General features: G+C 71.9%; 7 protein-coding genes. All 7 read left to right on the forward strand.

Annotation, left to right across the window (positions count from 1 at the left end; translation table 11 throughout):
* Window positions 1-3,216: type I polyketide synthase (locus AQI95_RS42855; protein ID WP_159056731.1), on the forward strand; the 3,216-nt coding region annotated here is incomplete at its 5' end.
* Complete coding sequence (locus AQI95_RS42860) at window positions 3,213-4,298, forward strand: cytochrome P450 family protein (protein ID WP_067136765.1); 1,086 nt, start codon at window positions 3,213-3,215, stop codon at window positions 4,296-4,298. The genes AQI95_RS42855 and AQI95_RS42860, both read left to right, overlap by 4 nt.
* 8 nt (window positions 4,299-4,306) lie before the next feature.
* Entirely contained in the window at window positions 4,307-5,575 is a 1,269-nt protein-coding gene (locus tag AQI95_RS42865) for an activator-dependent family glycosyltransferase (protein ID WP_067136766.1), read from the forward strand.
* 281 nt (window positions 5,576-5,856) lie between these two features.
* Window positions 5,857-8,271, forward strand: a complete 2,415-nt coding sequence (locus AQI95_RS42870) for a glycoside hydrolase family 3 C-terminal domain-containing protein (RefSeq protein ID WP_244189093.1) — start codon at window positions 5,857-5,859, stop codon at window positions 8,269-8,271.
* Between the two features lie 38 nt (window positions 8,272-8,309).
* Window positions 8,310-9,317 carry an aldo/keto reductase gene (locus tag AQI95_RS42875; RefSeq protein ID WP_067136770.1) on the forward strand — a complete coding sequence of 336 codons (1,008 nt, stop codon included), beginning with the start codon at window positions 8,310-8,312 and terminating at the stop codon, window positions 9,315-9,317.
* 55 nt (window positions 9,318-9,372) lie between these two features.
* The gene (locus AQI95_RS42880) at window positions 9,373-10,197 is read left to right on the forward strand and encodes an SAM-dependent methyltransferase (RefSeq protein WP_067136772.1); all 825 of its coding nucleotides are present in this window, start codon (window positions 9,373-9,375) and stop codon (window positions 10,195-10,197) included.
* Window positions 10,198-10,211: 14 nt separating this feature from the next.
* Window positions 10,212-11,447: a class I SAM-dependent methyltransferase gene (locus tag AQI95_RS42885; RefSeq protein WP_067136774.1), complete on the forward strand. Its 1,236-nt coding sequence runs from the start codon at window positions 10,212-10,214 to the stop codon at window positions 11,445-11,447.
* Window positions 11,448-11,475 lie beyond the last annotated feature (28 nt).

The raw sequence follows: 11,475 nt of genomic DNA on the forward strand, positions 1-11,475 counted from the left end.
ACCTCCGTCTCGCTGCCCGAGGAGCGGGCGCGGGAACGGATCGCCGACTGGCCGGGGCGCATCAGCGTCGCCGCGGTCAACTCCCCGGCGTCGGTGGTGGTGGCCGGTGACCCCGAGGCGCTGACCGCGTTCGAGGAGCGCTGCGCCGCCGACGGGATCCGGGCCCGGCGCATCCCCGTGGACTACGCCTCGCACTCGCCCCACATGGAGCGGGTCCGCCGACGCGTCCTCACCGACCTGGCCGGCGTGACCCCGCGCCCGTCCGGGACGCCGCTGTACTCCACACTGCGCGGCGAACGCTGCGACACCGGCGTCATGGACGCCGCGTACTGGTACGACAACCTGCGCTCCCAGGTCCGCTTCGACGAGGCGATCGGCGCCGCGCTCGCCGACGGCTACGACACCTTCGTCGAGGTCAGCCCGCACCCCGTGCTCACGACCAGCGTCCAGGAGTGCGCCGAGCGCTTCGGGAGCGAGGTGCTGGTGCTGGGCAGTCTCCACCGGGACGAGGGCGAGCGCCACTTCGTCCGCGAACTCGCCCGCGCCCACGCGGGCGGTGTGTCCGTCGACTGGCGGGCCGTCTTCGCGGACCGTCCGCCCGCGCACCTGCCCAACTACCCCTTCGAGCACCAGCGGTACTGGCTGGCGCCCGAGGTCCCCGACCGGGTGGGCGACTGGCGCTACCGCATCGAGTGGCAGCCCCTCTCCCCGGCCACGGGACCGCTCCTCGGGAAGTACCTGGTGGTCGGCTCCGGCACCGGCCCGCGGGAGGACGCCCTGGTCCGTGCGGTCGAGGAGGCCGGCGCCACCGTGCTGCGGCTCACGACCGACGCCGGCGCGGCCGGACGCGAGGGGCTCGCGAGGGCGCTGCGGGAGTCGGCCCCCGACGTCACCGCGGTGATCTCCCTGCTGGCCCTGGCGGCCGAGGCGGACGGTCCGGGTGACGAACTGCGGGCCGTCGGCGCCGGCCTCGCCCTCCATCAGGCGCTCGGCGACGCAGGCGTCGACGCGCCCCTGTGGCTGGTGACGTGCGGGGCCGTGGCCCTCGGACCGGACGGCACGGCCGATCCGGCGCAGGCCATGGTCTGGGGCATGGGACGGGTGATGGGCCTGGAGGCTCCCGAGCGCTGGGGCGGCCTCATCGACCTGCCCGGGCAGCTCACCCCGTCCGTCCTCGACCGGTTCACCGCCTGCCTGAGGAACGCGGGGGACGAGGACCAGCTCGCGCTGCGCGAGACCGGCTGCCACGTCCGACGGCTCGTCAGGGCCCCGCTCGCCCCCGGCAGGGCCTCCTGGCGGCCGGCCGGCACGGCGTTGGTCACCGGCGGCACCGGCGTTCTCGGCGGCCATGTGGCCCGCCATCTCGCCCGCACCGGGACGGACCATCTGGTGCTGGTCGGCAGGTCAGGCGGCGGGACGCCGCAGGACGCGGAGCTGGCCCGGGAGCTGACCGCCCTGGGCGCCCGGGTGACCTTCGCCGCCTGCGACGTCACCGACCGCGCCCGGCTGACGGAACTGGTCGAGGGGCTGCGTCGGCAGGGGGAGCGGATCCGTACGGTGATGCACCTGGCCGGCGTCCCCGACGGACGGGCCCTCGCCGACCTCGACCCCGACGGCCTGGCCCACGTGACCCGGGTGAAGACGGTCGGCGCCCGGCTGCTGGACGAACTCTGCCCCGACGCGCAGACGTTCGTGCTCTTCTCCTCCAACGCGGGGGTCTACGGCAGCGGTCTGCTCGGCGCCTACGCCGCGGGCAACGCCTACCTCGACGCACTGGCGCACCGGCGCCGGGCCGAGGGAAAGGCCGCGACCAGCGTCGCCTGGGGGGCCTGGGCCGACGGCGGCATGGCCGACGCCGACCTGCCCGGCCTGATCCGGCGCGGGGTGCGCCCGATGGCTCCCGACAAGGCGGTACGGGCTCTCCAGCAGGCCCTGGACCAGCAGGACGTCTGCGTCTCGATCGCCGACGTCGACTGGAACCGGTTCGCCGTCGGCTTCACCGCCGCCCGGCCGCGCCCGCTGATCGAGGGCCTGCCCGACGCCGTGCGGCAGACGCCGGACGCGGCGGCACACGACGGGCCCGGACACGGCCCCGCCTGGTCCGAACGGCTGTCCGGCCTGCCCGAGGACGAGGCCGAGGCGACACTCGCCGACTGGATCCGCGCGCAGGTGGCCGCCGTGCTCGGGCACCCCGACCCGGACGCGGTGGGACTGCGCCAGCCCTTCACCGAGCTGGGTTTCGACTCCCTGACGGCGGTGGGGCTGCGCAACCGGCTGCAGGACGCCACCGGTCTGTCCCTGGCCACAACCCTGGTGTTCGACCACCCCTGCGTCACCGACGTCGCGGCTCATCTGCGGCCCCTGCTCATGTCCGGGACACCGCACGCCCCGGCCGCCGCCGACGGCGGCATGCTGCGCACCCTCTACGAGCGGTCCGTGCGGCAGGGACGCTTCGACGACTATCTGGAGCTGCTCGGCGAACTGTCCGACCACCGGGACCACTTCGAGGCACCCGAGGACCTGGCCGCCCCGGTCGAACTCGTGGAGCTGGCCGCCGGGCCGGGCGAGGTCCGCGTGATCTGCTGCGCCGGTACGGCGCCGGTGGCGGGGCCGCACGAGTTCCTCCGGCTGGCCGCGGCGCTGAAGGGCCGGATGCCGGTGTCCGCGCTGCCGCAGCCGGGCTACGAGCCGGGCGAGCGGCTGCCCGCGTCGCTCGCGGCGGTACTCGGCGTCCAGGCGGACGCCGTCCTCAAGTCCGCGGACGGGCCGTACGTGCTCGTCGGCCACTCCGCGGGCGCCATGATGGCGTACGCCCTGGGCACCGAACTCGCCGACCGCGGCCGCCCGCCGCAGGGCATCGTCCTGATCGACGTCTATCCGCCCGGGCAGCAGCAGGCGGTGCAGAACTGGCTCGCGGAGCTGACCGACACCATGTTCGGCCGCGACGGGGTGCGGGTGGACGACACCCGGCTCACCGCCCTGGGCGCGTACCACCGCTTCACCCGCGCATGGCGGCCGCGTGACCTCGCCGTACCGACCCTGCTGGTCCGGGCCTCCGAGCCGCTGGGGCAGTGGCCGGACGGCGAGTCCTGGCGGTCCACGTGGCCGTTCCCGCACACGTGCGTGGACGTGCCGGGCCACCACTTCTCGATGGTGCAGGAGCACGCCGAAGCCGTCGCCGACCGCATCCACACATGGACAGGGAACAGAGCATGACAATCACAGATCGACGCCGGCTCGGCAGCCGGCTCCAGATGGCCCGAGGCTGGTACTGGGCGTTCGGCGTGAACGGCGACCCGTACGCGATGCTCCTGTGCGGGCAGGACGACGAACCGGGCCGCTGGTACGAGCAGATCCGCTCGGCCTCTCCCACGCTCTTCCGCAGCCGCTCGGGGGCCTGGGTCGTGACCCGGTACGGCGCCGCCGCCCAGGTGCTGGACGGCCCCGGGTTCACCCGGGCCCCGCGGGAGGCGGCCGAGGACTGGGCCCAGCCGTTCCTGGACGTCCGGGCGCCCGTCGGCCCGCAGCTTCCGACCGCGGACGAACTGGTCGGGGAATACCGCGCCTCGCTGCCCCGGACAGGAACGCGCTGGGACCTGATGCGCGACCTCGCGCGCGAGGTCCCGGTCCGCGGCGTGAGCGCGCGCCTCGGAGCGAGGGGCGAGGACACGCACCGTCTCGCCGCCCTGCTGCGCTCGAGCGCCACGGCGCTGGACGCCCGGCTGACCCCGCAGCTGCTGGCCGTGACCGAGGAGACCCTGGCCGCGCTGGAGGCTCTGCGCGAACTGGCGGGCGACGAGGGTGCCTTGGCGGGCGCCGGCTGCGAGATGGCGGCCAACACGGTGTGCAACGCCGTGCTCGCCACCCTGCGCACCCCGGGCCTGGCCGGCCGGCTGGCCGACGACCCGTCCCTGGCGGAGCGCATCGTGGCGGAGACCCGGCGCACCGCGCCCCCGATCCATCTCGTCAGCCTCCGGGCCACCGCCGGGCAGACGGTCCACGGCACCACGGTCGCGGAGGGCGACGAGGTGGTCGTGGCTCTCGCGGCGGCCAACCGCGACCCGGAGGTGTTCGCCGCGCCCGACCGGTTCGACGTGGACCGCGCGGACGCACCACCGGCCCTGACGTCGGGCCGCGGCTGCCGGGACGGCCTGGACGAGTTCGCCGCCCGGCACGCGGTCGCGGCCCTGCGCGCCCTCGCCGGGACGCTGCCCGGCATGGCGCCGGCGGGCCCCGTGGTCCACCGCCGCCGTTCGCCCGTACTGCGGGGCATCAGCCGGTGCCCGGTCGAGAGCTAAGGACTGCCATGCGTATCGTCTTCTCCTCCATGACGAGCAAGACCCACTTCTACCCTCTTGTCCCGCTCGCGTGGGCCTGCAAGGCGGCCGGGCACGAGGTCCGGGTCGTCGGGTCACCGGGGTTGACCGAGATCACCACTGCCGCCGGCCTGACGGCTGTGCCCGTGGGCGAGGACGTCGACCTCGTCGGACACATGAGCGCGGTCGGCGAAGACATGATCAAGTACGTGCGGTCGCTGGACTTCACCGACGCCGCGCTGGGGAGCGCGACCTGGGATCACGTGCTGGGGATGCAGACCGCCCTCACGCCCAACCTGTACGGGCTGATGACCCCCGACTCACTGATCGACGGGATGGTCGACTTCTGCCGCGCCTGGCAGCCCGACCTGCTGATCTGGGAACCGCTGACCTTCGCCGCCCCGATCGCGGCCAAGGTGACCGGAGCGGCCCACGCCCGGCTGCTGTGGGGCCCGGACGTCGCCACGAAGGCCCGCCGCGCCTTCCTGGACCGGCGCGACCGGCAGGAGCCGGAGCATCGGGAGGACCCCTTCGCGGAGTGGATCGACTGGAACCTGAGCCGGCACGGGGTGGCGCCGGAGCCGGGCTTCGACGAGGAGATGGCCGTCGGGCAGTGGACCATCGACCCCGTACCGGCCAGCATGCGCCTCGACCTGGGCGTGCCGACCGTGGGCATGCGCTATGTCGACTACAACGGCCCCTCCGTCGTGCCGGACTGGCTGCACGAGCCGCCCGCCAGGCGCCGGGTGTGCCTCACGCTGGGTGTGTCGGGACGCGACAGCGGGGTGGAGGTCGTCACCACCGACGAGATGCTGGACGCCGTCGCCGACATCGACGCCGAGTTCGTCGCCACGCTCGACGCCCATCAGCTGGAATCGGTCTCGCGCGTCCCCGACAACGTCCGCACGGCCGACTTCGTCCCGATGCACGCCCTGCTGCCCACCTGCGACGCGGTCGCCCACCACGGCGGGCCGGGCACCTGGCACACCGCGGCGATCCACGGCGTGCCCCAGATCGTGTTCCCCGTCGGATGGGACACGGACCTGCGGGCTCAGGCGACGGTGGACAGCGGTATGGGTCTGTCGCTGCCGCTCGGGGAACTGACGGCCGATCGGTTCCGGGAAAGCGTCCTGCGTGTCCTGGAGGATCCGGCATTTCGCGTGGGCGCGGCGAAAGTACGGGACGAGATCCTGGCCGAGCCGACGCCGACCGAAATCGTCGGCGTGCTGGAGAAGATGACAGCCGAGCGTGCGAAATGACGCCGAGTACGCGAAATGACAGAGATAAATCGCGGGAATGCAGCGGATCGGTCACCGGTCACGACCTCCTCGTAACTACCTAGTGCGGAGGTCGAGTTCGGATCGAGCCGCCTTGTGAGGCGGCTGGTGATCTTGTTAGGGTCGCTGTTGATATTGAGCTCGCGCTGCTTCGGAAAGCACAGCCGTATTATGGCGTCTTTGCGCCGGAATTCTTGGCTACGGAGACACCACCTGCCGGGAAGAGGATAATGAAACGACGAATATGGGTGCCCTCCGTATTCTTGACGGTTCTGGCGCTGCTGAACCTGGGTGCCGCCCCCGAGTCCTCCGGTCGTGAAGAAAGCAGAGCCGACCGTCTCGTCGCGCAGATGACGCTGGACGAGAAACTCTCGTTCGTGCACTGGGACTACAGCACGACGGACCCGACCGCCAAGGTCTATCTGCGGGGCGTACCCCGTCTGGGCATTCCGGAGATGCGCGCCAGCGACGGGCCCGCCGGTGTGACGATCCACCGGCCGTCGCTGGCGATGCCCGCCCCCGTCAGCCTCGCCTCGTCCTTCGACGACGGACTCGCCGAGAAGTACGGACAGGTGCTCGGCCGCGAGGGCCGCGCGTTCGGCATGGACGTGCTCTTCGCCCCGATGGTGAACGACATCCGGGTGCCGCAGGGCGGGCGGAACTTCGAGACGTTCGCCGAGGACCCGCTCGTCACAGGACGCACCGCGGCCGCCGAGATCAAGGGCATCCAGAGCCAGGGCCTGATGGCGACGGTCAAGCACTACGCCGCCAACACCCAGGAGAACAACCGCATGGGTGTGGACGTCAAGGTGGACGACCGCACCCTCCACGAGACGGAGCTTCCCGGCTTCGAGGCCGCCGTCAAGGCCGGAGCCGCCTCGGTGATGTGCGCCTACCCTGAGGTCAACGGCGAACCCGCCTGCGGCAGCGGGCAGTTGCTGAACGACATCCTCCGCGAGCAGCTCAACTTCCAGGGCTGGGTCACCTCCGACTGGCTGGCCACGCACAGCACGGACGCCATCACCAAGGGGCTCGACCAGGAACTGGGCATCGACACGACCGAGGCCATTCCGCCCGGCGGCGAGGTCCCGGGGGGCAAGTACTTCGGCGACACGCTCAAGAAGGCCGTCACGGACGGCACTGTCCCCATGGCGGTGCTCGACCGGTCGGTGAGCCGGATCGTCGGCCAGATGGACCGTTTCGGCCTGCTGGACAAGAACAAGCCGCCGCGGCCCCAGCGTGATGTCGCGGGCGGCACCCGGGTCGCCGAGAAGGTGGCCGAGTCCGGTGCCGTGCTGCTGCGCAACCAGAACCGGATGCTGCCGCTCGACGCGGCCGCCACGGACAGCCTCGCGGTGATCGGCCCGACGGCCAAGACCCCCAAGGTGACGGGCCTCGGCAGCTCCTACATCGTCCCCGACAGGGCCACCGCCCCGCTTGACGCCATCACCAAGAAGCTGGGCGCCGGCGCGCACGTCTCCTACGCCGAGGGCGAGGACATCGAGGGCGAGCCGATCCCGGCGTCCTCCTTCCAGCCGGCCTTCACCGGCGGCACGGTCCTGCAGCCCGCCAAGAGCGGCGTCGTCTACGACGGCAAGCTGACCGTGGACAAGGCCGGCCTCTACCGCATCGCGGCCCGCGTCACCGGCGGCAACGGAGCCATCCAGATCGACAACGGCGAACCCGTCAGCATCGGCGAGGTGTTCGGCAAACTCACCAGCGTCCCGCTGAAGCTGACCGCCGGCACACACACCGTCAAGATCAGTGGCGGGGCGGTCGTCGACCAGCCGATGACGCTGGACCTGAGCTGGGTGACCCCGGCCAAGGCCCAGGAAGCGATCGACAAGGCCGTCGCCGCCGCGCGCGGGGCCAAGGTGGCCGTGGTCTTCGCCTACGACGACGGCGCCGAGGGCAGCGACCGGACCTCCCTGTCCCTGCCCGGCCGTCAGGAAGAGCTGATCAAGGCCGTCACGGCCGTCAACCCCCGTACGGTCGTCGTCCTGAACACCGGATCGTCCATCACGATGCCCTGGCTCGCGGGGACCCGGGCGGTCCTCGACATGTGGTACCCCGGGCAGGCCGGGGCGGAGGCCACCGCCGACCTGCTGTTCGGCGACGCCGAGCCGGGCGGCCGGCTCACCCAGACCTTCCCCGCCTCAGAGCAGGCCACCCCGGTCGCCGGCGACCCCGAGCGCTACCCAGGCGTCAACGGCGTGGTGCACTACTCCGAAGGCATCTACACCGGCTACCGGTGGTACGACCACCAGGGCGTCAAGCCGCTCTTCCCGTTCGGCTCCGGCCTGTCCTACACGTCGTTCGCGTACGCGGACCAGGCCGTCACCCGCACGTCGGACGGCCTCGACGTCGACGTGACGGTGCGCAACACCGGCGACAGGCCGGGCAGCGACATCGTGCAGGTCTACCTCGGCCCCAGCCCGCGGCTGAGCCTCGACCAGGCGGACAAGGCCCTGGCCGGCTACCAGAAGGTGGAGCTGAAGCCGGGAGAGTCCCGGCGTGTGCGCATCCACGTGGCCGAACGCGCCCTGCAGTACTGGGACACATCGGCCGGTGCCTGGAAGCTCGCCGGCGGCGAGCGCCGTGTCCTCATCGGTTCCTCGTCGGACCGGATCCGGCTCGGCGCGACCGTCCAGGCCGACCGGCCCGGCCGGCAGGGGTGACCGTGTCCGGACACCAGGCCTTGTCAGGGGAACCAGCCGTGACCGACAGCGAAGCCCCCGACCCGTACGTGCGGCTCGGACGTCTCGCCACCCGGGTGAGCCGGCTGTGGCTCGGCACCGTCAACTTCAGCGGCCGGGTCGAGGACGACGACGCCCTGCGCCTGATGGACGAGGCCCTGGACCGCGGGATCAACTGCGTGGACACCGCCGACATCTACGGATGGCGGGTGCACAAGGGACACACCGAGGAACTCGTCGGGCGCTGGCTCGCCCAGGGCGGCGGACGCCGGGACAAGGTGGTACTCGCGACCAAGGTCGGCGGGGAGATGAGCGACCGGGTCAACGACGGCGGCCTGTCCGCCCGTCACATCGTCGCCGCCTGCGAGGAGTCCCTGCGCCGCCTGGGCGTGGAGTGCATCGACCTCTACCAGATGCACCGCATCGACCGCGCAGCGCCGTGGGACGAGGTGTGGCAGGCCATGGACCGCCTGGTGGCGAGCGGGAAGGTCTGCTACGTCGGCTCCTCCAACTTCGCCGGATGGCACATCAGCGAGGCCCAGGCGAGCGCCCGGCGCCGCAACTCGCTCGGCCTGGCATCCGAGCAGTGCCTGTACAACCTGGCGGTCCGCCACGCCGAACTGGAGGTCCTGCCGGCCGCACGCCACCACGGCCTCGCGACCGTCGCCTGGTCCCCGCTGCACGGCGGCCTCCTCAGCGGCGTACTGGACAAGCTGCGCTCCGGCACCGCCGTCAAGTCCGCCCAGGGCCGGGCCCAGACGCTGCTGCCCGCGCTGCGCCCCGCCATCGAGGAGTACGAGGCGTTCTGCCGACGTATCGGCCGGCATCCCGCGGAGGTCGGCCTGTCCTGGGTGCTGTCCCGGCCCGGCGTCACCGGCGCCGTCATCGGGCCACGCACCGTCGAGCACCTCGACTCGGCGCTGCGCGCCACCCGCCTCTGCCTCGGCGAGGCGGAACTCGCCGAACTCGACCGGATATTCCCGCCGGTCGGCCGGGGCGGCCCGGCACCCGAGGCCTGGGCCCAGTGACGGCCCACCGCCCGGTTCTGCACCACCGCGACCAAGAAACGAAGGGACGGACCGTATGACTTCCGGAGCACAGGCCGACGAGGGCAAGGCCGAGGGCAAGGTCGAGGACAAGGTCGTCGAGTTCTACGACAACTTCACCGAGGTGTTCAGGGACATCTGGGGCGACAACCTCCACGTCGGCTACTGGTACGACGACTCCGACGAAGCCGGCATCGAGACGGCCACCGACCAGCTGACCGACCAGCTGATCGCGCGGCTGGCCCCGCAGCCGGGCCGGCGCATCCTGGACGTGGGCTGCGGTGTCGGGGAGCCGGCCTTCCGGCTCGCCCGGTCGGCCGACGTCGAGGTCGTCGGCGTCTCCATCAGCTCGTTCCAGGTCGGTCGCGCGAGCGAGCGGGCCGGCGAGCACGGCCTGGCCGAACGCGTGAGCTTCCGGCACGCCGACGCGGCGGAACTCCCCTTCCCCGACGCCTCCTTCGACGGCGCCTGGGCCTTCGAGTCGCTGATCCACATGCCGGACAAGGAGAAGGTCCTGCGCGAGATCAAGCGCGTACTGCGCCCGGGCTCGACCCTCGTCCTCGCCGACATGTTCAGCCAGCCCGACACCGAGCTGACGTTCCAGGACATCATCACCACCCCGGAGATGGCGGAGTACCGCGCCGTCATCGAACGGGCCGGACTCGTCGTCCGGGAGTTCACCGACATCACGGCCAACACCATCGCCCCGCAGCCGGTGCGGGAGAAGCTGGCCGCCGATCTGCTGGCGCGCAAGGACGACGTCATTCCCATGACCGGCCCCGAGGAGTTCGAGCGGATGGTGGACGGGGTGCGGGTCCCGCGCTCCTACGGATACCTCCTCGCCACGGTCACCACCGACTGAGAAACGGGCAGAAGATGGTCATCACGCAGTGCCGCGTCTGCGGCAATCACGAACTGCTTCCGGTCCTCGACCTGGGCGAGCAGGCTTTGACCTGCGTCTTCCCCAAGAGCCTCGACGAGAAGGTGCCCGCGGTCCCGCTGGAGCTGGTCAAGTGCTCGCCCGCCGGCTGCGGCCTCCTGCAGCTGCGGCACACCCCGGATCTCGACCTGATGTACGGCGACGGCTACGGATACCGCCCGGGCATCCGGCCGTTCATGATCAACCACCTGCGGGGCAAGGCCGTCGCGGCCGCCGAACTGACCGGCCTGGAGCCGGGGGACGTGGTCGTCGACATCGGCAGCAACGACGGCACGCTGCTGCACCAGTATCCCGTCGAGGGGCTGCGCCTGGTCGGCATCGACCCCTCGGGCGAGAAGTTCCGCGACCACTACCCGCCCGCCGAACTGATCGCCGAGTTCTTCACCGCCGAGGCCTTCACCGCGCGGTACGGCCGGCAGCGCGCCAAGGTCGTCACGACGACCGGCATGTTCTACGACATCCCGGACCCGCTGCAGTTCATGCAGGACATCCACGCGATCCTCGACGAGGACGGCATCTGGATGACCGAGCAGAGCTACATGCCGTCCATGCTCGACGCCAACGCGTATGACGTGGTGTGCCACGAGCACCTGGAGTACTACGGGTTCCAGCAGATCGAGTGGATGGCCGAGAAGGTGGGCTTCACCGTCCTGCGGGCCGAGGTCACCGACGTCTACGGCGGCAGCCTCTATGTGACCCTCGCCAAGAACCCGGGTCGTCACCCGCGCGACGAAGGCTCCCTGGTCGCGCTGCGCGAGCGCGAGGCCGCCGCGCGCCTGGACACCATGGCGCCCTACGAGGCGTTCGCCCGCAGGGTGCGCCAACAGCGCGACGATCTGCGCGGGTTCCTGGCCGACTCCCGCGCGGCCGGCCTGCTCACCTGCGGGTACGGCGCGTCGACCAAGGGCAACGTGACCCTGCAGTACTGCGGCATCACGCCCGCGGACCTGCCCTGCATCGGCGAGGTCAGCGAGGAGAAGGCCGGCCGCTTCACCCCCGGCACCGGGATTCCGATCGTCTCCGAGCAGGAGGCCAAGTCCCGCCGCCCCGACCAACTGCTCGTCCTGCCCTGGATCCACCGCGACGGGTTCGTCGAGCGCGAGCAGGCCTACCTGGAAGGCGGCGGCAAGCTCGTCTTCCCGCTGCCGACGCTCTCCACGGTGACCGCCTGAGCGTGCACACCCCTGACGGAAAGGCAGA

The organism is Streptomyces yokosukanensis, assembly GCF_001514035.1.
GTDB lineage: Bacteria > Actinomycetota > Actinomycetes > Streptomycetales > Streptomycetaceae > Streptomyces > Streptomyces yokosukanensis.